General features: G+C 70.7%; 20 protein-coding genes and 1 riboswitch. Of the genes, 10 read left to right on the top strand and 10 right to left on the bottom strand.

The features are described 5' to 3' along the window. Window positions 1–10 precede the first annotated feature (10 nt). Complete coding sequence (locus tag AC07BS_RS15760; RefSeq protein WP_478642653.1) at window positions 11–949, top strand: RNA polymerase sigma factor SigF; 939 nt, start codon at window positions 11–13, stop codon at window positions 947–949. A 67-nt stretch (window positions 950–1,016) separates the two neighbouring features. Here the strand turns inward: AC07BS_RS15760 and AC07BS_RS15755 are convergent, their stop codons facing one another. After that, on the bottom strand, window positions 1,017–1,484 hold the full coding sequence (locus AC07BS_RS15755; RefSeq protein WP_478642655.1) for a hypothetical protein: 468 nt from the start codon (window positions 1,482–1,484) through the stop codon (window positions 1,017–1,019). Window positions 1,485–1,566: 82 nt separating this feature from the next. Here AC07BS_RS15755 and AC07BS_RS15750 point away from each other — a divergent pair, with 82 nt between their 5' ends. Further along, complete coding sequence (locus AC07BS_RS15750) at window positions 1,567–2,535, top strand: diacylglycerol/lipid kinase family protein (protein WP_478642657.1); 969 nt, start codon at window positions 1,567–1,569, stop codon at window positions 2,533–2,535. A gap of 322 nt (window positions 2,536–2,857) precedes the next feature. Then, window positions 2,858–3,115, top strand: a complete 258-nt coding sequence (locus AC07BS_RS15745) for a WhiB family transcriptional regulator (RefSeq protein WP_004937597.1) — start codon at window positions 2,858–2,860, stop codon at window positions 3,113–3,115. Window positions 3,116–3,278: 163 nt separating this feature from the next. On the opposite strand, the gene AC07BS_RS15740 is transcribed toward AC07BS_RS15745, so the two are convergent. Beyond that, window positions 3,279–4,748, bottom strand: coding sequence for a sensor histidine kinase (locus AC07BS_RS15740; protein ID WP_478643205.1), 1,470 nt, complete (start codon window positions 4,746–4,748; stop codon window positions 3,279–3,281). Between the two features lie 431 nt (window positions 4,749–5,179). Here AC07BS_RS15740 and nagB point away from each other — a divergent pair, with 431 nt between their 5' ends. Further along, window positions 5,180–5,965, top strand: a complete 786-nt coding sequence (gene nagB / locus AC07BS_RS15735; protein WP_478642660.1) for a glucosamine-6-phosphate deaminase — start codon at window positions 5,180–5,182, stop codon at window positions 5,963–5,965. A gap of 129 nt (window positions 5,966–6,094) precedes the next feature. On the opposite strand, the gene AC07BS_RS15730 is transcribed toward nagB, so the two are convergent. The 4 genes from AC07BS_RS15730 to AC07BS_RS15715 form a co-directional block, all read right to left on the bottom strand. Beyond that, on the bottom strand, window positions 6,095–7,612 hold the full coding sequence (locus AC07BS_RS15730) for a glycoside hydrolase family 3 protein (protein WP_478932583.1): 1,518 nt from the start codon (window positions 7,610–7,612) through the stop codon (window positions 6,095–6,097). A 9-nt stretch (window positions 7,613–7,621) separates the two neighbouring features. Beyond that, a complete protein-coding gene (locus AC07BS_RS15725) occupies window positions 7,622–8,482 on the bottom strand; it encodes a carbohydrate ABC transporter permease (RefSeq protein WP_478932581.1) in 861 nt (286 codons plus the stop codon). Beyond that, the gene (locus tag AC07BS_RS15720) at window positions 8,479–9,459 is read right to left on the bottom strand and encodes a carbohydrate ABC transporter permease (RefSeq protein WP_478932579.1); all 981 of its coding nucleotides are present in this window, start codon (window positions 9,457–9,459) and stop codon (window positions 8,479–8,481) included. The genes AC07BS_RS15725 and AC07BS_RS15720 overlap by 4 nt, the downstream gene beginning before the upstream one ends. Window positions 9,460–9,602: 143 nt before the next feature. Continuing rightward, the gene (locus AC07BS_RS15715; RefSeq protein ID WP_478932577.1) at window positions 9,603–10,874 is read right to left on the bottom strand and encodes an extracellular solute-binding protein; all 1,272 of its coding nucleotides are present in this window, start codon (window positions 10,872–10,874) and stop codon (window positions 9,603–9,605) included. A gap of 244 nt (window positions 10,875–11,118) precedes the next feature. Here AC07BS_RS15715 and AC07BS_RS15710 point away from each other — a divergent pair, with 244 nt between their 5' ends. Then, entirely contained in the window at window positions 11,119–11,883 is a 765-nt protein-coding gene (locus tag AC07BS_RS15710; RefSeq protein ID WP_478642667.1) for a GntR family transcriptional regulator, read from the top strand. 20 nt (window positions 11,884–11,903) lie between these two features. After that, entirely contained in the window at window positions 11,904–12,407 is a 504-nt protein-coding gene (locus tag AC07BS_RS15705) for a hypothetical protein (RefSeq protein ID WP_478932575.1), read from the top strand. Between the two features lie 169 nt (window positions 12,408–12,576). Here the strand turns inward: AC07BS_RS15705 and AC07BS_RS15700 are convergent, their stop codons facing one another. Together AC07BS_RS15700 and AC07BS_RS15695 are read right to left on the bottom strand one after the other, a co-directional pair. Next, a complete protein-coding gene (locus AC07BS_RS15700; RefSeq protein ID WP_478932573.1) occupies window positions 12,577–14,058 on the bottom strand; it encodes a SulP family inorganic anion transporter in 1,482 nt (493 codons plus the stop codon). Between the two features lie 35 nt (window positions 14,059–14,093). Beyond that, window positions 14,094–14,702, bottom strand: coding sequence for a carbonic anhydrase (locus AC07BS_RS15695; RefSeq protein ID WP_478642673.1), 609 nt, complete (start codon window positions 14,700–14,702; stop codon window positions 14,094–14,096). Window positions 14,703–15,143: 441 nt separating this feature from the next. On the opposite strand from AC07BS_RS15695, the gene AC07BS_RS15690 reads away from it, so the two are divergent. From AC07BS_RS15690 to AC07BS_RS15675, 4 genes are all read left to right on the top strand, one after another. Further along, a complete protein-coding gene (locus AC07BS_RS15690) occupies window positions 15,144–15,413 on the top strand; it encodes a DUF3311 domain-containing protein (protein ID WP_478642676.1) in 270 nt (89 codons plus the stop codon). Then, a complete protein-coding gene (mctP, locus tag AC07BS_RS15685) occupies window positions 15,410–17,041 on the top strand; it encodes a monocarboxylate uptake permease MctP (RefSeq protein WP_478932570.1) in 1,632 nt (543 codons plus the stop codon). Before AC07BS_RS15690 ends, mctP begins: the two co-directional genes overlap by 4 nt. 171 nt (window positions 17,042–17,212) lie before the next feature. Next, window positions 17,213–17,314: riboswitch (adenosylcobalamin-variant (AdoCbl-variant) riboswitch) on the top strand. A gap of 174 nt (window positions 17,315–17,488) precedes the next feature. Continuing rightward, the gene (locus AC07BS_RS15680) at window positions 17,489–19,879 is read left to right on the top strand and encodes a ribonucleoside-diphosphate reductase subunit alpha (RefSeq protein WP_478932568.1); all 2,391 of its coding nucleotides are present in this window, start codon (window positions 17,489–17,491) and stop codon (window positions 19,877–19,879) included. Then, on the top strand, window positions 19,879–20,895 hold the full coding sequence (locus AC07BS_RS15675; RefSeq protein ID WP_478642682.1) for a ribonucleotide-diphosphate reductase subunit beta: 1,017 nt from the start codon (window positions 19,879–19,881) through the stop codon (window positions 20,893–20,895). The genes AC07BS_RS15680 and AC07BS_RS15675 overlap by 1 nt, the downstream gene beginning before the upstream one ends. Before the next feature lie 87 nt (window positions 20,896–20,982). Here AC07BS_RS15675 and def read toward each other — a convergent pair whose 3' ends face one another. Both def and AC07BS_RS15665 read right to left on the bottom strand, forming a co-directional pair. Further along, window positions 20,983–21,624: a peptide deformylase gene (gene def, locus AC07BS_RS15670; RefSeq protein WP_478642685.1), complete on the bottom strand. Its 642-nt coding sequence runs from the start codon at window positions 21,622–21,624 to the stop codon at window positions 20,983–20,985. 90 nt (window positions 21,625–21,714) lie between these two features. After that, window positions 21,715–22,707, bottom strand: coding sequence for a tetratricopeptide repeat protein (locus tag AC07BS_RS15665; protein WP_478642687.1), 993 nt, complete (start codon window positions 22,705–22,707; stop codon window positions 21,715–21,717). Window positions 22,708–22,870 lie beyond the last annotated feature (163 nt).

The following is a 22,870-nucleotide window of genomic DNA, read 5'->3' as shown; positions in this document are numbered from 1 at the left end:
AGGGGGCTCCGTGAGTACTGCGTCACCGCGGGGAGTGCGTACCCCGGCCATCCCGCAGCAGCCTGCCCGGCCGCACCCGGAGGAGCTCGATCCGGACCGGACGACTCCGGAGGCGGACCAGGCGGGCGACCCATCGAAGCGGGCGGACCACATGGATCAGCACCAGCACCAGCAGCGGCCCCAGCACGCCGGGCCGCAGGACCGCAGCGGTGCCCGGGCGCTGTTCGTCCAGCTGCGGGCGCTGCCGGACGGCTCGCCGGAGCGGTCCGAGCTGCGCAACCACCTCGTGCGGATGCACCTGCCGCTGGTGGAGCACCTCGCGCGGCGCTTCCGCAACCGCGGCGAGCCATTGGACGACCTGACCCAGGTCGCCACCATCGGGCTGATCAAGTCCGTCGACCGCTTCGACCCGGACCGCGGTGTGGAGTTCTCCACCTACGCGACGCCCACGGTCGTCGGCGAGATCAAGCGGCACTTCCGCGACAAGGGCTGGGCGGTGCGGGTGCCGCGCCGGCTCCAGGAGCTGCGCCTCGCGCTCACCACGGCCACCGCCGAGCTGTCACAGCGGCACGGCCGCGCCCCCACCGTCCACGAGCTCGCCGAGCACCTGGGCATCTCGGAGGAGGAGGTGCTGGAGGGCCTGGAGTCCGCCAACGCCTACAGCACGCTCTCGCTGGACGTGCCGGACACCGACGACGAGTCCCCGGCGGTCGCCGACACCCTGGGCGCCGAGGACGAGGCCCTGGAGGGCGTGGAGTACCGCGAGTCCCTCAAGCCGCTGCTGGAGGACCTGCCGCCACGCGAGAAGAAGATCCTCCTGCTGCGGTTCTTCGGCAATATGACCCAGTCGCAGATCGCCCAGGAGGTGGGCATCTCGCAGATGCACGTCTCCCGGCTGCTGGCCCGCACGCTCGCCCAGCTCCGGGACCGGCTGCTGATCGAGGAGTAGCCCGTACGGCCGCGCGGGCGACCGTACGTCCGCGCGAGCCCTCCCCGGCAGGCGCGGGGCCCGGTACTCAGGAGGCGCGGGGCCCGATGCCGAGCGCCTCGGTCGCCGTGGGGTTCACCACGAGCCCCAGGGTCACCACGGCGACCAGGGCCAGCGCCACCGCGCCCGCGATCATCGCCGTGCCGCCGGCGGTGAAGAGCGTCCAGGCCACCGGCAGCGCCATGATCTGGGTGATCATGGCCGGGCCGCGGCTCCAGCGGCGGCGGCCCCACAGCCCCCGCGCGGCCAGCAGCGGCAGCGCCGCCAGCGCGAGCACGGTCAGGCCGCCGGTCTCCGCCTGCTGGGGGCTGTCCGGCCGGCCGAGGAGGCCCATCACCAGCAGATAGATCCCGGCGGCGACGAGTGCCAGGCCCTCCAGGCCGGTCAGCGCGGCGGCCGCGGTCAGCCGGGCGGGGCGCGGGCCGGAGGCCTCGGCGGCCGGGGCCGCGGGGGCGCTCGTCCGGGCGGTCTTGGGGGCGGGCTGCTTGCTGCTCACCCATGCAGGGTATCGGTACGCAAACCATCGGAACCCGGACCTGGGACGGCTGGTGTACCGACAGGTAGGTAGGCTGGCGCGCATGCGTGCGCTTCTCGTGGTCAATCCTTCGGCCACCACCACCAGTGCCCGTACCCGTGATGTCCTGGCGCACGCCCTCGCCAGCGACCTCAAACTGGAGGTCGCCACCACGGAGTACCGGGGGCACGCCCGCGATCTGGCCCGCCGGGCGGCCGAGAGCGGCACCGTCGAGCTGGTGGTGGCCCTCGGCGGCGACGGCACGGTCAACGAGGTCGTCAACGGGCTCCTCCACGACGGCCCCGACCCGGAGCGGCTTCCCCGGCTGGCCGTGGTGCCCGGCGGCTCCACCAACGTCTTCGCCCGCGCCCTCGGCCTGCCCAACGACGTCGTGGAGGCCACCGGCGCCCTGCTGGCGGCCCTGCGCGACGGCTCCGAGCGTACGGTCGGCCTGGGCCGCGCGGGCGGCACACCGGGCACGGAGGACGAAGGAGTGCCCTCCCGCTGGTTCACCTTCTGCGCCGGCTTCGGTTTCGACGCCGGCGTTGTGGGCCGAGTGGAGCAGCAGCGCGAGCGCGGCAAGCGTTCGACCCACTCCCTGTACGTGCGACAGGTGATGCGGCAGTTCTTCGGAGAAACGAACCGCCGGAACGGCACGATCACCCTCGAACGGCCTGGCGAGGAGCCACTCGAGAATCTCGTCATGTCGATAATCTGCAACACGGCGCCGTGGACCTATCTCGGTAACCGGCCGGTCTACGCGCTGCCCGACGCGTCCTTCGACACCGCCCTTGACGTGCTGGGATTCACGAAGCTGTCGACCGTGACGGCCACCCGGTACAGCACCCAGCTGCTGCGTTCGACGCCGGAGCGCGGGCCCCAGGGCAAACACGCTGTGTCACTGCATGACCAGGACTCGTTCACCTTGCATTCGCAGGCTCCCCTCCCCTTCCAGATGGACGGCGACCACCTCGGACTGCGCACCAGCGTGACGTTCACAGGCGTTCGCCGTGCACTGCGTGTGATTGTGTGAGTGCCAGGGCCAAAAGTCCTTCCACTCGAACGTTTAGACTGGGTTCCACCCCCTGGAATGACGGCTGTGACCTAGCCGACACCGAGGAATCAAAAAAAACTTTCCAGAAGGGGTTGTATCCGTCGCCGAGGTTTGCGAGTCTCTTCATGGCGATCGGGACAGCCCGCCATCAAGGCTTCCCCGGATAGCCCGAAACCCCCCTTAACTTCCTGAGGACCGCACCGGTCTGCGACCGGGCGTCGGCCCTTCCCTTGCGGGGGGATTCGTGAAAGCGTTCACATTCACAAGCCACGTAGCCGTAACACGAGGAGATGGAGCAGCCATGGACTGGCGTCACAACGCCGTTTGCCGCGAGGAAGACCCCGAGCTGTTCTTCCCCATCGGCAACACCGGTCCTGCGCTGCTGCAGATCGAGGAAGCCAAGGCCGTCTGCCGCCGCTGCCCCGTCATGGAGCAGTGCCTGCAGTGGGCGCTCGAGTCCGGCCAGGACTCCGGCGTCTGGGGTGGCCTCAGCGAGGACGAGCGCCGCGCGATGAAGCGCCGCGCCGCTCGCAACCGGGCGCGCAACGCGACCGCCTGACACCCCAAGGCCCCCGAGCCGCAGCGCGCAGCACCCCCCACAGTGCGCTAAGCACCACATAGCTTTGAGCCCCGCCCCTCTCCGACGAGAGGGGCGGGGCTCAGCGCTTTTCCGGGCCCGGGACGGCCCGGGACGGTCCGCGACCGGCCGGCGCGCAGGCGCGTCAGGGCTTCTCGGCGCGCACCGGGATGTCGAGCACCACGCGCGTCCCCCGCTCCGAAGCGGGCACCATGTCGAACGTCCCGCCCAACTCGCCCTCCACCAGGGTGCGGACGATCTGGAGCCCCAGATTGCCGGCGAGGCGGGGGTCGAAGCCCTCGGGCAGCCCGCGCCCGTCGTCCTGGACGGAGATCAGCAGCCGGGCGTCCCTGCGGGTGCCGCCGCGTACGGCGGTGACCTCGACCATGCCCTGCTCCCCCGGCCCGAAGCCGTGCTCCAGGGCGTTCTGGAGCAGCTCGGTGAGCACCATCGCCAGCGGGGTGGCGACCTCGGCGTCGAGTATCCCGAAGCGGCCGGTACGGCGGGCGGAGACCCGGCCCGGGGAGATCTCGGCGACCATGGCGAGCACCCGGTCGGCGATCTCGTCGAACTCGACCCGCTCGTCGAGGTTCTGCGAGAGGGTCTCGTGGACGATCGCGATGGAGCCCACCCGGCGCACCGCCTCCTCCAGTGCCTCCCGCCCCTCGGCGGAGCCGATACGGCGGGCCTGGAGGCGCAGCAGGGCCGCCACGGTCTGGAGGTTGTTCTTCACCCGGTGATGGATCTCCCGGATGGTGGCGTCCTTGGTGATCAACTCGCGTTCGCGGCGTCGCAGTTCGGTCACGTCGCGCAACAGGACGAGCGAACCGATGTGGCTGCCCTTCGGTTTGAGCGGGATCGCGCGCAGATGGATGACGCCGTCGTTGGCCTCGACCTCGAACTCCCGGGGGGCCCAGCCGCTGGCGAGCTTGGCCAGGCCCTCGTCGACGGGGGTCCGCGAGGGCGCCAACTGAGCGGTGGTCTCGCCCAGATGATGGCCGACGAGGTCGGCGGCGAGCCCGAGCCGGTGGTAGGCGGACAGCGCGTTGGGGCTCGCGTACTGCACGATGCCGTCGGCGTCGAGCCGGATCAGGCCGTCGCCGGCGCGCGGCGAGGCGTCCATGTCGACCTGCTGGCCGGGGAACGGGAAGGCTCCCGTGGCGATCATCTGCGCCAGGTCGGACGCGCTCTGCAGATAGGTGAGCTCCAGCCGGCTGGGGGTGCGCACGGTGAGCAGGTTGGTGTTCCGGGCGATGACGCCCAGGACCCTTCCCTCCCGGCGGACCGGGATGGACTCGACCCGTACCGGCACCTCCTCGCGCCACTCCGGGTCGCCCTCGCGGACGATCCGGCCCTCGTCGAGGGCGGCGTCCAGCATGGGCCGGCGGCCGCGCGGGACGAGGTGGCCGACCATGTCGTCCTGGTAGGAGGTCGGCCCGGTGTTGGGACGCATCTGCGCGACGGAGACGTAGCGGGTGCCGTCGAGCGTGGGCACCCACAGGACGAGGTCGGCGAACGAGAGGTCGGAGAGCAGCTGCCACTCCGAGACCAGCAGATGGAGCCACTCCAGATCGGAGTCGGAGAGCGCGGTGTGCTGGCGGACGAGATCGTTCATGGAGGGCACGGGCCCGAGCCTACCCGGGGGGCCGCCGCTCACGGATTCTCCACGGTCGGGTGAAGGGCATGGACATCGATGAATGGTCTAGTCCACAATGAGAAGGCAAAGTTTCGCCCCCTCCGCACAAGGGGGCGAAGTCGGCACGCCCCGGATCGCGGGGCCCGCACACCTCGCGTGCGCATGGGGTGGCCGACGTCGCTCCGGGCTGCGGTGCCGGTCGGGTTGAGGGTCCCGGCCAGGCGCCGCGGCCCGTAGTCGTTCCCGGCCCGTACACCGCCGCTTCGCACCTCCGCCGTGAACCCGCCATACCCCCGTGACCTCGGTGAACGCCGGGCGCCCGGCCGGTCCGCCGACCGGAGGTCCGCGGCGCACACTCTGCTAGATTGGTCTATACCACCGAGTTCTTTCTTCAGATCGGCAGGCCCAGCGTGGAAATTGTCATCGTTCCGGACGCCAAGGCAGGCGGCGAACTGATCGCGGAGGCAATCGGCGCCCTGCTGAGCCGCAAGCCCGACGCCCTGCTCGGCGTGGCCACCGGCTCCACCCCGCTGCCCATCTACGAGGCCCTCGAGGCGAAGGTGCGCTCCGGCGCCGTGGACGCCTCGCGCGCCCGCATCTGCCAGCTCGACGAATACGTCGGACTGCCCGCCGACCACCCCGAGTCCTACCGCTCCACCGTGCTCCGCCAGGTCGTGCGACCGCTCGGCCTGCCCGAGGAGTCCTTCATCGGCCCCGACGGCAACGCCGAGGACGTCCAGGCCGCCTGCGAGGCCTACGACCGCGCCCTGCCGGCGGCCGGCGGCGTGGACCTCCAGATCCTGGGCATCGGCACCGACGGGCACATCGGCTTCAACGAGCCGTGCTCCTCGCTCGCCTCCCGGACCCGGATCAAGACGCTCACCCACCAGACGCGCGTCGACAACGCCCGCTTCTTCGACGGCGACATCGACCAGGTGCCGCACCACGTCATCACCCAGGGCATCGGCACCATCCTCGAGGCCCGCCACCTGGTGCTGCTCGCCACCGGCGAGGGCAAGGCCGACGCCGTCGCGGCGTCCGTCGAGGGCCCGGTCGCCGCGCTGGTCCCGGCCTCGGCGCTCCAGCTGCACCCGCACGCGACCGTCGTCGTCGACGAGGCCGCCGCGTCCAAGCTGAAGCTGGCCGACTACTTCCGCGCCACGTACGCGGCGAAGCCGGCCTGGCAGGGGCTGTAGGTCTTTCCGGGGCTCCGCCCCGGACCCAGGTCCTCAAACTCCCCCAGCTACCGCTGGGAGGTGCCCCCGGACGGGCTGAAATCAGCCCGTCCGGCGTTTGAGGACAGCAGCCCGGCCGGCGTTCGAGGCCTACACCGAGGCCACGATCGCCTCAGCGGCAGCGATCCCGCACACCCGCGCCGCCCCGTGCGTCGCGATGTGCAGCGCCCCGCTCGGCGGGGCCTCGTTCAGGCCCATCTCCACCACGACCGTCTCCGGGCGGGCGGCCAGCAGCGTGCCCAGGGCGCGGGCCATCCACGGATGCCGGTGGACGTCGCGCACGACGGCCACGATCCGCCGCCCCGCCGCGGCCCGCAGCACCTCCTCGGCCCCCGCCGTCCCGGGCCCGTACGCGCCGGTCTCCGTGCCCGGCAGCAGCCGGGCCAGCTCGGCGCCCACGCCCCAGGGTGTCTCGTCGCCCACCGCGAAGTTGGCCAGCGGGGTGAACGCGGCGACGTAGGCCGGCGCGGTGAGCGGCTCGTGACCCGCGTAGCCCGCCGACACCGTCACCCGCAGCGCGCGCCGCGCCGCGACCAGGCCGATCTCCGGGCCGGGCGCGGTCCCCTCCTCGTGTGCCGCGCCCGGCCCGGACGTCCAGGCCGCCAGGGCGCGCACCCGCGCGGCCGCGTCGGCGAGCCGTTCCTCGGACAGGTCGCCGGACCGGACGGCGGCGACGAGCGCGTCGCGCAGCCGCAGCACGGTGTCCTCGTCGGCCAGGCCGCCGCCGACGCAGATGGCGTCGGCGCCCGCCGCGATGGCCATGACGCTGCCGCGCTCGATGCCGTACCGGTCGGCGACCGCCTTCATCTCCATGCCGTCGGTGACCACCAGGCCGTCGAAGCCGAGGCCGCCGTCGGCGACGGGTGCGCGCAGCAGGCCGTGGAGGGCGGCCGGGCTGAGCGTCGCCGGCAGGTCCGCGTCGAGCGCGGGCAGCAGGATGTGGGCGCTCATCACGGCCTTGGTGCCGGCGGCGACGGCCGCGCGGAACGGCACCAGTTCGCGCTCGCGCAGCATCGCCAGGTCCGCGTCGATGCGGGGCAGGTCGTGGTGGGAGTCGACGGCGGTGTCGCCGTGGCCGGGGAAGTGCTTGGCACAGGCGGCGACGCCCGCCGACTGAAGCCCCTCGACGTAGGCGGCGGTGTGCCGGGCGACGAGGGCGGGGTCGGCGCCGAAGGACCGGACGCCGATGACCGGGTTGTCCGGGTCGGAGTTGACGTCGGCGGAGGGGGCCCAGTTGAGGTTGACCCCGCAGGCGGCGAGGCGGCGGCCGAGCGCGTGGGCGACGTCCCGGGTCAGCCCGGTGTCGTCGACGGTGCCGAGCGCGAGGTTGCCGGGGAAGGAGGAGCCGGTGCGCACCTCCAGCCGGGTGACGTCCCCGCCCTCCTCGTCGATGGCGACGAGGACGTCGTCGCGCTCGGCGCGGAGCCGGGCGGTGAGCGCGGCGAGCTGTTCGGGCGAGGCGATGTTGCGGCCGAAGAGGCCGACGGAGGAGAGGCCCTCGCCCAGCCGGCGCAGCAGCCAGCCGGGGGCCGTGGTGCCCGTGAAGCCGGGCTGGAGCACGGTGAGCGCGTCGCGGGTGAGTGTGTCCCGCGGGATCAGCGTCGTCATGAGGTAGGGCTAGCCCTTCACTGCGCCGGACGTAAGACCGCCCACGGCCTTGCGCTGGAGGATGACGAAGAGGACGAGGACCGGGACGGCGAACAGCGAGGAGGCGGCCATGGTGGCGCCCCAGTCGTCGCCGAAGGTGGTGCGGAAGCCGGTGAGCCACACCGGCAGGGTCTGCGCGCCGGCCTCCTTGTTGAGGATCAGGACCATGGGGAACTCGTTCCACACGGTGATGAAGCCGAAGAGCGAGGTGGCCATCACGCCGGGGGCGAGCAGGGGGAAGATCACCCGGACGAAGGCCTGGAAGCGGGTGCAGCCGTCGACCATGGCCGACTCCTCCAGCTCCTTGGGCACGGCGGCCACGTAGCCGCGCAGCGTCAGGACGGTGAAGGGCAGCACCATGACCGTGTAGATGGCGGCCAGCGGCGCGAGGCTGTTGAGCATGTCGGCGTCGCGCACGATCATGTAGTACGCGATGACCATGACCTCCCAGGGGGCCATCTGGGCCATCATCATCACGAGGACGAAGCCCTTGCGGCCCCGGAAGCGCATACGGGCCACGGCGAACGACGCGAGCAGCGCGATGACGAGCGACAGCCCGACCGCGATCAGGGTGACGACCACCGAGTTGCCGACGAAGGTCCAGAAGCCGTCGGCCTCGACCGCCCGCTCGAAGTGCTCCATGGTGGGGCTGGCGGGGAACCAGACGGGGGTCTCGCTGACGATGTCGCTGTTGGCCTTGAAGGCCGTGGCGAACATCCAGTAGACGGGGAAGACGAAGCAGACGAAGAGGACGACCGCCGCCGTCCCCGGCCAGACGCGGCCGAGCAGCGCGCCGGGGCCGGTGCGGCGGTCACGGACGGGACGGCTCACAGCTCGTCCTCCTCTTGCTTGAGGACCAGGCGCAGGTAGTACGCGGTCAGGGCCAGCAGGATCACGATGGTGAGGATGGAGATGGCCGCGCCCATGCCGAAGTGCTGGCTGCCCATGCCCTCCTGGAAGGCGTAGACGGGCAGGGTCTCGGTGAGCCGGTCGGGGCCGCCCTCGTTGATCGCGAAGACCTGGGTGAAGGCCTTGAAGACCCAGATGACCTCCAGGAACGCGGTCGCGAGGAAGAAGGGCCGCAGGAAGGGGAAGGTCACCGAGGTGAACTGCTTCCAGCTGCCCGCGCCGTCCAGCGCCGCGGCCTCGTACAGCTCCTTGGGGATCGTGGTCGTGGCGGCGTAGAGGTTGATCGCCACGAACGGCACCGACTGCCAGACGATCAGCACCGTGATCACGAAGAAGGTGGAGAACTGGCCGCTGGTCCAGCTGTAGCCGGCCATGGAGTGCCAGCCGAGCGTGTCCAGGACGTGGTTGACGACGCCGAAGCGCTGGTCGAACAGCCACTGGAAGACGGTGGTCGCGGCGACGACGGGCATGGCCCAGGCGAGGACCAGACCGAGCGCGAGCAGCAGCCGCAGCCGGGTGCCCAGGCGGGCGAGGAGCAGTCCGGTGAGACAGCCGACGACCATGATCAGGACGACGTTGGCGGCGGTGAAGACGACCGAGCGGCCGGTGACCGACCAGAAGTCCGCGCTGCCCAGGACCTCGGAGTAGTTGTCGACTCCGGTCCACTCGGTGACGTGCCGGATCAGCTGGCGGCGGTTGAGCTCCTGGAACGACAGCAGGCCGTTCTTCACCATCGTCCAGCCGAGCAGCAGCACGGTGACGGCGACGGTGGGCAGGATCAGCAGATAGGGGACGGCTCCGCCGGCCCGCCGGCGGCCGCTCCCGGGCGGCGGGGCGCCACCCCTGGTGATCCGGGGTGCCGGCTCGGCGGCCGTCACCTCTTGGGTCTGCGCTGACATCGTCGTCCGCCTTCTCCCCTGTGCGGGCCTGTACGAGCTGTGAAACAGGTGTTACGAGCTGTGGAACGGGTGTTACGGGTGTGCCGTGAGCCGCGGCCGGGTGCGCGGACGGGCGTACGCGCACCGGCCGGCCGGCTCATGGGTCACTGCTTCTGGCTGAGCCGCTTGTTCATGTCGGCCTCGACCTGCTTGGCGGCCTCCTCCGGCGACTTGCCGTTCAGAACGGCCGTCATGTACGCCTTGACCGGGTTGGGCGCGTTCTCCACGGCGGCCCACTCGGGGATCAGCGGCGTGGTGCCGCCGTTCTTCGCGGCCGGTGCCGCGGCCTCGGCGGCGGCGTTGCCCTTGAGGTTGCCCAGCAGGGAGTCCTTGTTGGGGATCGAGCCGACCTCCTTGGCCAGCGCGCCCTCGTTCTTGTCGGACAGCGCGATCTTCAGGAACTCCTTGGCGAGGTCCTTCTTCTTGCTGCCCTCGGCGACGGCGAGGTTGGAGCCGCCGAGGAAGACGCCCTCGGGCTTGCCGGCGGTCTCACCGGGCAGGGTGAAGTAGCCCAGGTCCTTCTCGATCTCCGGGTTCGCCTTGATGGCGGTGGCGCCCTCCCAGCCCATGCCGATGAACGCGCCGGTCTTCCCCTTGGCGAAGACGTCGGCCTGCTGCGGGGTGGCCTCGTCCTTGTCCTTGGGGGCCCTGGAGAAGGACTGGTACTTCTTGTAGACCTCCATGGCCTTGCCGACCTTGGGGTCGGCGAGGTTGGAGACCCACTTCTTGCCGTCCTTCTTCACCAGGTCGGCACCGGTGCCGATGGTCAGGCCGTCGAAGAAGTACCAGTTCTGGCCGGGCAGGTAGAGGGGCTCGGCCTCGCCCTTGTCGCGGATGGCCTCCAGGGCCTTGAAGAAGTCGTCCCGGGTCCTGGGGATGTCCTTGACGCCGGCGTCCGCCCAGACCTTCTTGTTGTAGACGACCACCCGGTTGGCCGCGTACCACGGGACGGCGTACTGCGTGCCGTCGAAGACCGCGGGCTTGTTGAGGGACTCGGTCCAGTCCCCGCCGATCTCCTTCTTCAGGTCGCCGAGCTCGGCGAGCCCGCCGGTCTGGGCGTAGGAGGGGGTCTGGGTGTTGCCGATCTCGACGACGTCGGGCGGGCTGGACTCGGAGAGGGCGGTGGTGAGCTTCTGCTGGATGCCGTCCCACTTCTGGACCTGGACGTTGAGCTTCGCGCCGGTCTTCTGTTCGAACTCGGACTGGACGGCCTTCGTCCAACCCGGCGGATTCGAGCCATCCATGAACCAGACGGTCAGGGTCTTGCCCTTCGCGCCGCCGTCGCCCGATCCCTTGTCACCGTCGCTGGACCCACAGGCAGCAACACTCACCAACATGGCCGCGACACCCGTCGCCGCTATGAGCCCTCGCTTCACAGCACTCTCCTCAAGGACCGAATGTGGTCTTTAATGGTTTAGACCAGTGCCCGCAGCTTGGCCTAGACCTTTTGGGGTGTCAAGGGTGTATAAGAGTCGCTGTCGGCTCCGTTACCGGACCGACACCTCGAGGTCGACCTGGGCGTCTCCGGGCTCCTCGGGCTCTGCCCGTGCCACCATGTGACCGCTACAGACGGAGGAGCCGGTGACGGCAGCAGGATCATCGGAGTCGGGAAGGCACGCGATGGCGACCGAGGGCGGCACGGAGAGCGGCGGCGCCGCGGGCAGCACGCGGATCGCGCGCGTGCCCAAGTATTACCGGCTCAAACGGCACTTGCTGGAAATGACCGAAACCATGCCCCCCGGCACCCCGGTGCCGCCGGAGCGGACCCTGGCGGCCGAGTTCGACACCTCGCGGACGACCGTGCGCCAGGCCCTTCAGGAGCTCGTCGTCGAGGGCCGCCTGGAACGCATCCAGGGCAAGGGCACGTTCGTGGCGAAGCCCAAGGTCTCCCAGGCGCTGCAACTGACCTCCTATACGGAGGACATGCGGGCCCAGGGGCTGGAGCCCACCTCCCAGCTGCTCGACATCGGCTACGTCACCGCCGACGACCGGCTCGCCGGCCTCCTCGACATCGCGACCGGCGGCCGCGTCCTGCGCATCGAGCGGTTGCGGCTCGCGAGCGGCGAGCCGATGGCGATCGAGACCACCCATCTGCCGGCGAAGCGCTTCCCGGCCCTGCGCCGGAGCCTCGCGAAGTACACCTCGCTCTACACGGCCCTGGCCGAGGTCTACGACGTCCGGCTGGCGGAGGCGGAGGAGACGATCGAGACCTCCCTGGCCACTCCGCGCGAGGCGGGTCTGCTGGGTACGGACGTGGGCCTGCCGATGCTGATGCTCTCCCGCCACTCCCGGGACGCCCAGGGCGATCCGGTGGAATGGGTGCGCTCGGTCTACCGCGGGGACCGGTACAAATTCGTCGCCAGGCTGCGGCGACCCGCTGACTGACGGTCACGTACGGTGGCGGAATGAGCCAACCTGTCGATGCGGTCGAGGCCGCCGTCATCGCCCTGCACGAGGGTTCCTGGGTCCCTTCCGACTACGAGCTGGGCCTCGCCCGGGAGTTCCTCGCCCGGCGTGAGCAGCTGGAGCCGCGCCTGCTGCCGGGCATGCCCGCCTGCCCCAGTCCGCAGGGCTGGACCTCGCAGCACGTGCTGTGGCTGGAGGACGTGTCCCACCTGGCCGAGGAGCTGCTGGCGGTCTGGCGGGACTGGCTGCCCGGCGGCCATATGGCCGCGGTGATCGGCGCGTACGCCGTCCTGGCCCGTTCGGTGGTGCCGCTGGCCCGCCAGCTGGGCCGGGCCTGGGAGGAGGAGTGGTCGGGCCCCTGCTCTCCGGAGGAGGCCACCCGGTGGGAGGACTGGAACCTGCCCCCGGAGCAGCGCCGGCAGCTCGACGCGCTGACCGACCGCCTGGTGATGACGGGGGCCGTCGCGGTGATGGCCCTCCACCGGAGCGGGAGCGCCGGCTGAGGGCACCAACGTAGCGCCGGGCGGCGGCGCCCGGCGCTACGTCGACGGCGTGCCCTCAGCGGGTTGGTGAAGTCCGGTGCGGTTCGGCAGCGCCCCACAGGGGCGCGGGAAACCGCGCGACCGGCCACGACGCGTCCGCGGCCGGCTCACCGGACTTCCGGCGGAGCGCTCAGGCGACGGTGGTCAGCCCGGCGTGCCGCAGCCGCACCGGCTCGGTGCCGGCGTCGTGGTGGCGGGCGGCCCAGGTCTCCAGGGCGGTGCGGCTGGCGTGGTCGACATGACGCAGCTGCGACATGTCGAGCTCGATGGGCCGGTCCTGCGGGAGGGCCTCCAGGGTCTCCAGCACCCGCGGCAGCCGCAGGAACGTGGCGTTGCCGGTGAGCGTGACCGTCACCCGGCCGTCGGCCGCCTCCCGGACCTCGGTGTGGATCTTCGAGGTCTCCCAGGCGGACTTCACCACCGCCAGCAGCAGACCGAGCACCACGCCCTCGAACATGCTGGTCGTCACGATGGCGAGGGCGGTGATCGCGAGGATCACGGCCTCGCCCCGGTGGTCGCGCCACAGCGGAACGATGTCCTTCACCGGCACCAGCTTGCAGCCGGCGTGCACCAGCACGCCCGCCAGCGCGGCCAGCGGGATGACACCGATCGCCGCGGGCAGCAGGACGGCGAACAGGAGCAGCCACGCGCCGTGCAGCACCCGGGAGAGCGAGGTCCGGGCGCCCGCCTGGACGTTGGCGGCGCTGCGGACGATGACGGCCGTCATCGGCAGGGCGCCGAGCACGCCGCACACCGTGTTGCCCAGGCCCTGGGCGAGGAGCTCCTTGTCGTAGTGGGTGCGGGGGCCGTCGTGCATCCGGTCCACGGCGGCGGCGCTGAACAGGGACTCGGCGGAGGCGATGAGCGTGAAGGCGAGGACGGTGCCGAGCACGGCGACGCTGCCGAGCGAGGTGAGGTCGTTCAGCCCGGGCGGCTGGACGGCCTCCAGCAGGCCCTTGACCTCCACATTGGCGATGTCCAGGCCGCCGGCCGCGGTGACGGCCGTGGCCAGCGCGACGGCGACGAGCGGCGCGGGCACCAGCTGGGCCCGGCCCGGCAGCTTCTTCCACAGAACGAGCACGGCGATGGTGCCGGCGCCGACCGCGAAGGAGGTCAGGACGCCGCTGTCGGTGGCGATGTCCATGACGAGCCCCGGGACGCCCGCTATCTTCTCGACGCCCGACCGGGGCTGCTTGACCCCGGCCATGGTGTAGAGCTGGCCGAAGAGGAGGACGAGCCCGATGCCGGCGAGCATGCCCTGGACGACGGCCACCGAGATCGCCCGGAACCACCGGCCGAAGCGCAGGGCCCCCAGGGCGAGTTGGAGGAGGCCGGTGACCAGGACGATGGCGCCGAGCATGCCCAGGCCGAACTCCCGTACGGCTTCGAAGACCAGCACCGTCAGGCCGGCGGCGGGGCCGCTGACCTGGAAGGTGCTGCCGGGCATGGCACCGACGACGAGACCGCCGACTATGCCGGTGATCAGGCCGAGTTCGGCGGGCACCCCGGACGCCACGGCCACGCCGACGCACAACGGCAGGGCCACGAGGAAGACGACGAGCGAGGCGAGGGCGTCCTGGCGCAGGACACCGGGTTTGGTGATGGAGAACATGGGTGAGGGTCCCTCGGGTCGCGGTACCGGGCGGTTCACAGGGGTCCGAACGGACCGTGGCCGTGCTCGGGCCGGTGCACGGTGACCGTGCCGGTGTGCACCTCGTAGTACCAGGCGTGGAGGGAGAGGAGCCCCTCCGCGAGGCGTTCACGGACGCAGGGGTAGTCGCGGAGGGCCCTCAACTGGGCGACGGCGTGGGCCTGGACGGCGTCGGCCATGTCGGGCGAGTCCGCGCCGGCGGTGCGGGTGTGGGCGTCGGCCGGCACGGCGTGGTCGAGCCAGCCCTGGACGGCGGGTGCGGAGGAGAGGTCGTCCCCCCGGGCGACGGCGCTCACGGCGCCGCAGTGGGAGTGCCCGCAGACGACGATGTCGCGGACACCCAGGACGCGGACCGCGTACTCGATGGTCGCGGTCTCACCCGCGGGGTGGTCGCTGCGGTACACGGGGACGATATTGCCCGCGGTACGGAGCTCGAAGAGTTCGCCCGGGCGCGCTCCGGTGATGAGCGAGGGCACGACGCGCGAGTCGGAGCAGGTGATGAACAGGGTCTCCGGCGACTGACCGGCTTCGAAAGCCCGGAAGCTCTCGGCGTTCTCGGCCACGTGCGTTGCGAACGATCGGGCGTTGTCGATGAGCGACTTCATGTTGGCCTGCCTCCTGCGCCCCATGGGTTCCCCGTTCGGGGCGCGGTGTGTTCAAGTCAGCATTACGGGTGTCGGCGTGCCGGAGCATGGGCACGCCGGCCGCCGTGCGACCAAGGGTGCCCGGCGGACGAGACAGTCACTTTACCTGCACGTTACCCTTCGATGACAGGTAAATATTTCATCAAATAGGGCTCGCGGTTGGGTACTTGGGGCGCACACTGCGGCATTCACCACCGTGACGCGGCACACACGCGCCTCAGCCGCCAAACGGACTCTTTACTTCCCTTTGATATGACCCCATTCCGCTTCCTCTCGCGGCAACCTGACGGACCGTCGGCATTGCCGTTCCGATATGCGGATAGGGGGTGACGTCCGGAGGGCGCCTCCCCTAGATTCCAGCGCATTACGCATGCGTACGCACAGGGGAACGGAGATCACCGCATGTCGGAACCACCCGAGCGGCCCGCAGAGGGCTCCCGCAGGCCGGTCGTGACCGTGCCGCTGATCATCGCCGGGGTGTGCCTGGCGTTACCCTTCGCGGCCATGCTGTGGGTCGGCTCCTATTCCCGGGTCACACCCACCGTCGCCGGCATTCCGTTCTTCTACTGGTACCAGATGCTGTGGGTGCCCGTCTCGACCCTGCTGACGGTGATCGCCTACGTCATCGTCCGCCGGCACGAGCGTGCGCGCCGGGGAGGTGAGGGGCGATGAAGGACGGCGTGAACGGCGTGGCACTCGCCGTGTTCGTGTTCTTCTTCCTGGCCGTGACGGTCATGGGCTTCATGGCGTCGAAGTGGCGCCGGGCGGAGAACGCGGACAGTCTCGACGAATGGGGACTGGGCGGGCGCTCGTTCGGCACCTGGGTCACCTGGTTCCTGCTCGGCGGCGACCTGTACACCGCGTACACCTTCGTGGCCGTCCCGGCGGCCATCTACGCGGGCGGCGCCGCGGGCTTCTTCGCGGTGCCCTACACGATCCTCTGCTACCCGCTCGTCTTCACCTTCCTGCCCCGCCTGTGGTCGGTGGCGCACAAGCACGGGTACATCACCTCGTCGGACTTCGTCCGGGGGCGGTTCGGTTCCAAGACCCTGTCCCTGGTGCTCGCCCTGACCGGCATCCTCGCCACCATGCCGTACATAGCCCTCCAGCTGGTCGGCATCCAGGCCGTCCTGGACGTGCTGGGGGTCGGCGGCGGCGAGAACACCAACTGGTTCGTGAAGGACCTGCCCCTGCTGATCGCCTTCGGCGTGCTCGCGGCCTACACCTACTCCTCCGGGCTGCGGGCGCCGGCGCTGATCGCGTTCGTCAAGGACGCGCTGATCTACATAGTGATCATCGTCGCGGTCATCTACATCCCGATCCGGCTGGGCGGCTTCGGCGAGATCTTCCACAAGGCCGGCCAGGCGTTCGCGGTCGAGAATCCGGCGACCGGCAAACCGCGCGGCTCGCTCGTCACCGGACCGCAGGCGCAGTGGGCGTACGCGACCCTCGCGCTGGGCTCCGCGATGGCCCTCTTCCTCTACCCGCACTCGGTCACGGCGGTGCTCTCCGGCAAGAGCCGCAACGTGATCCGCCGCAACACCACGATCCTCCCCCTGTACTCCCTGATGCTGGGACTGCTGGCGATGCTCGGCTTCATGGCGCTCGCCGCCGGGGTGAAGGTCAAGAACGGGCAACTGGCCATCCCTCAGCTCTTCGAGGACATGTTCCCTGACTGGTTCACGGGCGTCGCCTTCGCCGCGATCGGCATCGGGGCGCTCGTCCCGGCGGCGATCATGTCGATCGCGGCCGCGAATCTGTTCACCCGCAACATCTACAAGGACTTCATCAAACCGGACGCCTCGCCCGAACACGAGGCGAAGGTGTCGAAGCTCGCCTCCCTGCTCGTCAAGGTCGGAGCGCTCGCTTTCGTCCTCACCATGGACAAAACGGTCGCCATCAACTTCCAGCTGCTCGGCGGCATCTGGATCCTGCAGACCGTGCCCGCCCTCGTCGGCGGACTCTTCACCCGCTGGTTCCACCGCTGGGCGCTGCTGGCCGGCTGGGCGGCCGGAATGATCTACGGCACCTGGCGGGCGTACGAGACGCCGAGCGCCACCCAGTCCCACTTCGGGAACACCAACCTCATCCCCCTCATCGGGGAGAAGGGCTACATCGGCCTCACCGCGTTCGTCCTCAATGTGATCGTCGTCATCGTGGCGACGGTCGTCCTCCGGGCCCTGAAGGCACCCGAGGGCCTGGACGAGACCAGCCCCTCCGACTACACCGCCGACGCCGGCGACCCGGGCGTCCGTACGGACCTCCCCCCGGCCACCGTGGGAGCCCCCGGAGGCCACTGACCCGACCCGGTCCCACAGGGCCGTCACACCCCCGTCCAGGGGGCGTGGCGGCCCTTTCCCATGGGCCCGCCAGGCCACCCCGATAGCACATTCCGCAACCACTCCATGACGGGACGACACAACATGTGGGGGCGCGTACGAGGGGCGGCACTAGATGTATGCTCGTCTCCGCTGTCGTCGCAGGGGAATCCGGTGGAAATCCGGAACTGTCCCGCAACGGTGTATGTGTGCGCATATACCCAGCGCACCTGAAGTCCGAGGACCTGCCGACAGCAAGCCCTCCACCGAGCCTGCCCTGGGCTCGGCTATGGGCATTGAATTCGTCCGGGCCTCGCGGGTTGGGCCGACGGACGCCTACGTGGCATGCCCTGGTGCAAGCGGCATGCCCGTACGCGACCGTCGCGCGCTCCCGCCCGGCCCACCCAGCCGAGCGAGGGAGAGCCACACGTGACCATCGCGCCCGCCGATCCGGTCTCAGAGAACGCGGAAGCGACCGCCGGTCCGGGGACCGCGCTGCTGCGCACCCTGACCGACCTCACCGCCGACCTTCCCGCCACCGACCCTGGCAAGGTCGCCGCCGCCGCGCTGCGCGGCCGCAGCGCCGCCTCGGACGAGGCGGAGCTGCGCTCCCTCGCCACCGAGGCCGCCGCCGGTCTGATCGCCGAGGAGCCGGAGTACTCCCGGCTCGCCGCCCGGCTGCTCACCCGCGCCATCGCCGACGAGGCGGCCGGCGAGGGTGCCACCTCCTTCTCCGCCTCGGTCGCCGTCGGCCACCGCGAGGGCCTGATCGCGGACGAGACCGCCGCGTTCGTCGAGGAGCACGCCGAGCGCCTGGACGCACTGGTCGAGAAGGCGCTGATCGACGGCGCCGACGACCGCTTCGGCTACTTCGGTCTGCGCACCCTGCACAGCCGCTACCTGCTGCGCCACCCGATCACCCGCAACGTGATCGAGACCCCGCAGCACTTCCTGCTGCGCGTGGCCTGCGGCCTGGCCGAGGACCACTCCACCCGGGCCCTGGACGACGTCGCCGAGCTCTACGGGCTCACCAGCACGCTCTCCTACCTGCCCTCCTCCCCCACGCTCTTCAACTCCGGCACCCGCCACCCGCAGATGTCGTCCTGCTACCTGCTGGACTCGCCGCTGGACGAGCTGGACTCGATCTACGACCGCTACCACCAGGTGGCGCGCCTGTCGAAGCACGCGGGCGGCATCGGCCTGTCCTACTCGCGCATCCGCTCCCGCGGCTCGCTGATCCGGGGCACCAACGGCCACTCCAACGGCATCGTGCCGTTCCTGCGCACCCTCGACGCCTCCGTCGCCGCGGTCAACCAGGGCGGCCGCCGCAAGGGCGCGGCCTGCGTCTACCTGGAGACCTGGCACGCCGACATCGAGGAGTTCCTGGAGCTCCGCGACAACACCGGTGAGGAGGCCCGCCGCACCCACAACCTCAACATCGCGCACTGGATCCCGGACGAGTTCATGCGCCGTGTGGAGACCGACGCCGACTGGTCGCTGTTCTCCCCCGCCGACACGCCGGACCTGGTGGACCTCTACGGCGACGAGTTCGACGCCGCCTACCGCGCCTACGAGGCCGCGGGCAAGGCCGTCAAGACCATCCCGGCCCGGGTGCTCTACGCCCGCATGATGCGCACCCTCGCGCAGACCGGCAACGGCTGGATGACCTTCAAGGACGCCGCCAACCGCACCGCCAACCAGACGGCGGAGAAGGGCGCGGTCGTCCACTCCTCGAACCTCTGCACCGAGATCCTCGAGGTCACGAACGACGGCGAGACCGCGGTCTGCAACCTGGGCTCCGTCAACCTGGCGCAGCACCTGGGCGCCGACGGCGAGATGGACTGGGCGAAGCTGGACCGCACGGTCCGCACGGCCGTCACCTTCCTCGACCGCGTCGTGGACATCAACTTCTACCCGACCGAGCAGGCCGGCAGCTCCAACAGCCGCTGGCGCCCGGTGGGCCTGGGCCTGATGGGCCTGCAGGACGTCTTCTTCCGCCTGCGCCTGCCCTTCGACTCGGCCGAGGCGAAGGCCCTTTCCACCAAGATCTCCGAGCGGATCATGCTCGCGGCGTACGAGGCCTCCGCCGACCTCGCCGAGCGCCACGGCCCGCACCCGGCCTGGGAGGCGACCCGCACCGCCCGCGGTGTGCTGCACCCGGACCACTACCCCAACGCCGTCGCGGCGTGGGAGGACCGCTGGGAGGCGCTGCGCGCCCGGATCGCCGCGGTCGGCATGCGCAACTCGCTGCTGCTGGCGATCGCCCCGACGGCCACCATCGCGTCCATCGCGGGCGTCTACGAGTGCATCGAGCCGCAGGTGTCCAACCTGTTCAAGCGCGAGACGCTCTCGGGCGAGTTCCTTCAGGTCAACACCTACCTGGTGGACGACCTCAAGAAGCTCGGCGTGTGGGACCGCACCACCCGTGACGCCATGACCGACGCCAACGGTTCGATCCAGGACATGAAGTGGATCCCGCAGGAGGTCCGCGACCTGTACCGCACCGCCTGGGAGATCCCGCAGCGCGCCCTGATCGACATGGCCGCGGCCCGTACGCCGTACCTCGACCAGAGCCAGTCGCTGAACCTCTTCATGGCCTCGCCCACCATCGGCAAGCTCAGCTCGATGTACGCGTACGCCTGGAAGCAGGGCATCAAGACGACGTACTACCTGCGCTCCCGCCCGGCCACCCGGATCGCCCGCGCGGCGTCCGGCGGTGCGGCCGCCCCCGCCACGATCCCGGTGCAGCAGGCCGCGCCCGACGCGGACGCCATCGCCTGCTCCCTTGAGAACCCCGAGTCCTGCGAGGCTTGCCAGTAATGTCCACCGAACGCCAGAAGAACCTGCTCGACCCCGGCTTCGAGCTGACGCTGCGCCCCATGCGGTACCCGGACTTCTACGACCGCTACCGCGACGCGATCAAGAACACCTGGACCGTCGAGGAGGTCGACCTCCACTCGGACGTCGCCGACCTCGCCAAGCTGTCCCCGGGTGAGCAGCACATGATCGGCCGCCTGGTCGCGTTCTTCGCGACCGGTGACTCGATCGTGGCGAACAACCTCGTGCTGACGCTGTACAAGCACATCAACTCGCCCGAGGCGCGCCTGTACCTGTCGCGGCAGCTGTTCGAGGAGGCCGTGCACGTCCAGTTCTATCTGACGCTGCTCGACACCTACCTGCCCGACCCGGAGGAGCGCGCCGCGGCGTTCGCGGCCGTGGAGAACATCCCCTCCATCCGCGACAAGGCGCAGTTCTGCTTCAAGTGGATCAACGAGGTCGAGAAGATCGACGCTCTGGAGACGAAGGCCGACCGCCGTCGCTTCCTGCTCAACCTGATCTGCTTCGCGGCCTGCATCGAGGGCCTGTTCTTCTACGGCGCCTTCGCCTACGTGTACTGGTTCCGCAGCCGCGGCCTGCTGCACGGCCTGGCGACCGGCACCAACTGGGTCTTCCGCGACGAGACCATGCACATGAACTTCGCGTTCGAGGTCGTGGACACGGTCCGCCAGGAGGAGCCCGAGCTCTTCGACGACGAGCTCCAGCAGCAGGTCACCGACATGCTGAAGGAGGCCGTCGAGGCCGAGCTGCAGTTCGGTCGCGACCTGTGCGGCGACGGTCTGCCGGGCATGAACACCGAGTCCATGCGCGACTACCTCCAGTGCGTCGCCGACCAGCGTCTGCAGCGCCTGGGCTTCGCCCCGGTCTTCGGCTCGGAGAACCCTTTCTCCTTCATGGAGCTCCAGAACGTCCAGGAGCTCACCAACTTCTTCGAGCGCCGCGCCTCCGCCTACCAGGTGGCGGTCGAGGGCACCGTCGGCTTCGACGAGGAGTTCTAGTCACGACGCGCGCGTCATGACGAAGGGCCCGTACGGAACGTGTTCCGTACGGGCCCTTTCGCGTCGCCGGCGGTCGGTCGGCGGCGGTCAGTCGTTGGCGACGACCGGGTAGCGCGGCGTGCCCTCCGCCATCTGCCGGAGCGCGTCCTTGCGGTCCCGCTTCGACAGGCGGTCGATGTACAGGTAGCCGTACAGGTGGTCCGTCTCGTGCTGGAGGCAGCGCGCGAAGTACCCCGTGCCCTCGACGGCGATCGGGTTGCCGTGCATGTCCTGGCCGCGCACCACCGCGTAGTCGGGGCGCGCCAGGGCCGCGTAGGCGGTGGGGACCGACAGGCAGCCCTCGTTGGAGTCGTCGAGGATGCGGCGATCGGCCGGCAGGTCGTCCAGGACGGGGTTGATCACGTGGCCGACGTGGCGCACGCCCTCGTCGTCCGGGCAGTCGTAGACGAAGACCTTGAGGTCCACGCCGATCTGGTTGGCGGCGAGGCCCACGCCCTCCGCGGTGCGCTGGCTGGCGAACATGTCGTCGATCAGCCGGGCCAGATCGTCGCCGAACTCGGTGACGTCCTGGCACTCCTTGTGGAGCACCGGGTTGCCGACGACGGTGATCGGGCGGGAGGTGCCGCGCTCGCGGTGGGCCCGCTCGCGCTCCTCGCAGTCCTCGGTGTCCACGATGAACTCGCTCTTCGGCTCTTCGTTCACCGACTGCTCAGTCTCTTGCTGCGCCATGTCCGCCGTATGCCTCTCTCACAACCCGAAAGCACTATCGTGCCTTGAGTCCACTGGGTCTCTCCAGGGTAAGGGGGCCGCGGAGGCGGTTCAGCAGACCTCTTCCAGATCCCGCCATTCACGGGTGTCCGGGCTGTCGGCCACCCAGCCGTCCAGCAGGCCCCTGACCAGCCCGGCGGGTGCCGCGATGCCGCACTCGCGCTCGGGCACCCACAGGGAGCCCGAGCCGGAGCCGGCCGTGCGGTGCCCCAGCGGGCCGGGGTGGCCGGGCTCACTGTGGTCGTGGGGGTCGAGGTGCTCGCCGTCGCCCTCGTCGCTGGGCATCCGGCTCTCCGAGCACGTACGGCACAGCAGGCGCACCGACGAGGACCAGTCCTCGGCGGCGAACCCGGCGTCGGCCGCGAGCCGCTCCAGGGCGTCCCGGTCGGCCTCGGTGGCGGCCTCCAGCAGCACCACCCAGGTGGGGACGGGTGAGGGGGCCCACAGCTCGATCTCGTCGAAGACCGGGTAGGAGGGCCCGGCGGCGGTCACCCGCTCGCCGTGCGGGACGCCGTCGTGGAGCACGACCTCGCCCCAGCGGCGGCCGGAGGACGGCAGCGGGATGGAGAGCACCTCGATGCGCGCCGGGTCCAGCCGGCGGCCCCAGACGACCTCCGCCTCGCCCTCCGGCGAGAGCCGGACGGCGGCGCTGCCCAGCTCCATGCCGGTCGGCTCGCCGGCCGGGCCGCCCTCGCCGGGCACCCGGAGGCCGTACGCCTGCCAGGCGCGACGGGCCAGCGGCCAGTCCTGCAGGGCGGTGGCGGCGATGCCCACGTTCCACCAGTCGGGGGCGCCGGCCTCCCGGTCCAGCAGCGCCACCGCGCGCAGCCCGGCGGCGCGGGCCTGCTCCCAGTCGTGCCGGAACTTGTGCAGCAGGGCGAGGTTGAACCAGGACTCGGAGAGCCAGGGCTCCATGTCGGCCGCGCGCGTCAGCAGCGCGCCCGCGTCCTCGTACCGGCCGTCGCCGATGAGTGTGAAGGCACGGTCGGTCGCCTGCCGCCACGAGGCGGAAGGCCGGTGCCGTACCTTGCCGAAGATCCTCACGATTCCCGCCTGCCGGTCTCTTCGTGTTCTGCGTGCCACCACGCCGGACGGACCGGGCGGCGCACACCGCCCTGCCGGGCCTTCTTGCCGACGACCGCGCGCACGACACCCCCCGATTTCCGCTTTCTCGCCATTCTCTTCGTCTCTTCGCATCCAACCATGC

The sequence above is a fragment of the Streptomyces sp. NPDC044063 genome, from assembly GCF_056434285.1.
This window is presented reverse-complemented; position numbering and strand designations above follow the sequence as displayed.

Coding starts and splice junctions, on each gene's coding strand:
- AC07BS_RS15750 (WP_478642657.1), top strand. CDS start 1,567: ATGCGTGCGCTTCTCGTGGTCAATCCTTCGGCCACCACCACCAGTGCC.
- AC07BS_RS15745 (WP_004937597.1), top strand. CDS start 2,858: ATGGACTGGCGTCACAACGCCGTTTGCCGCGAGGAAGACCCCGAGCTG.
- AC07BS_RS15740 (WP_478643205.1), bottom strand. CDS start 4,748: ATGAACGATCTCGTCCGCCAGCACACCGCGCTCTCCGACTCCGATCTG.
- AC07BS_RS15730 (WP_478932583.1), bottom strand. CDS start 7,612: ATGACGACGCTGATCCCGCGGGACACACTCACCCGCGACGCGCTCACC.
- AC07BS_RS15720 (WP_478932579.1), bottom strand. CDS start 9,459: ATGTCAGCGCAGACCCAAGAGGTGACGGCCGCCGAGCCGGCACCCCGG.
- AC07BS_RS15710 (WP_478642667.1), top strand. CDS start 11,119: ATGGCGACCGAGGGCGGCACGGAGAGCGGCGGCGCCGCGGGCAGCACG.
- AC07BS_RS15705 (WP_478932575.1), top strand. CDS start 11,904: ATGAGCCAACCTGTCGATGCGGTCGAGGCCGCCGTCATCGCCCTGCAC.
- AC07BS_RS15700 (WP_478932573.1), bottom strand. CDS start 14,058: ATGTTCTCCATCACCAAACCCGGTGTCCTGCGCCAGGACGCCCTCGCC.
- AC07BS_RS15695 (WP_478642673.1), bottom strand. CDS start 14,702: ATGAAGTCGCTCATCGACAACGCCCGATCGTTCGCAACGCACGTGGCC.
- AC07BS_RS15690 (WP_478642676.1), top strand. CDS start 15,144: ATGTCGGAACCACCCGAGCGGCCCGCAGAGGGCTCCCGCAGGCCGGTC.
- mctP (WP_478932570.1), top strand. CDS start 15,410: ATGAAGGACGGCGTGAACGGCGTGGCACTCGCCGTGTTCGTGTTCTTC.
- AC07BS_RS15675 (WP_478642682.1), top strand. CDS start 19,879: ATGTCCACCGAACGCCAGAAGAACCTGCTCGACCCCGGCTTCGAGCTG.
- def (WP_478642685.1), bottom strand. CDS start 21,624: ATGGCGCAGCAAGAGACTGAGCAGTCGGTGAACGAAGAGCCGAAGAGC.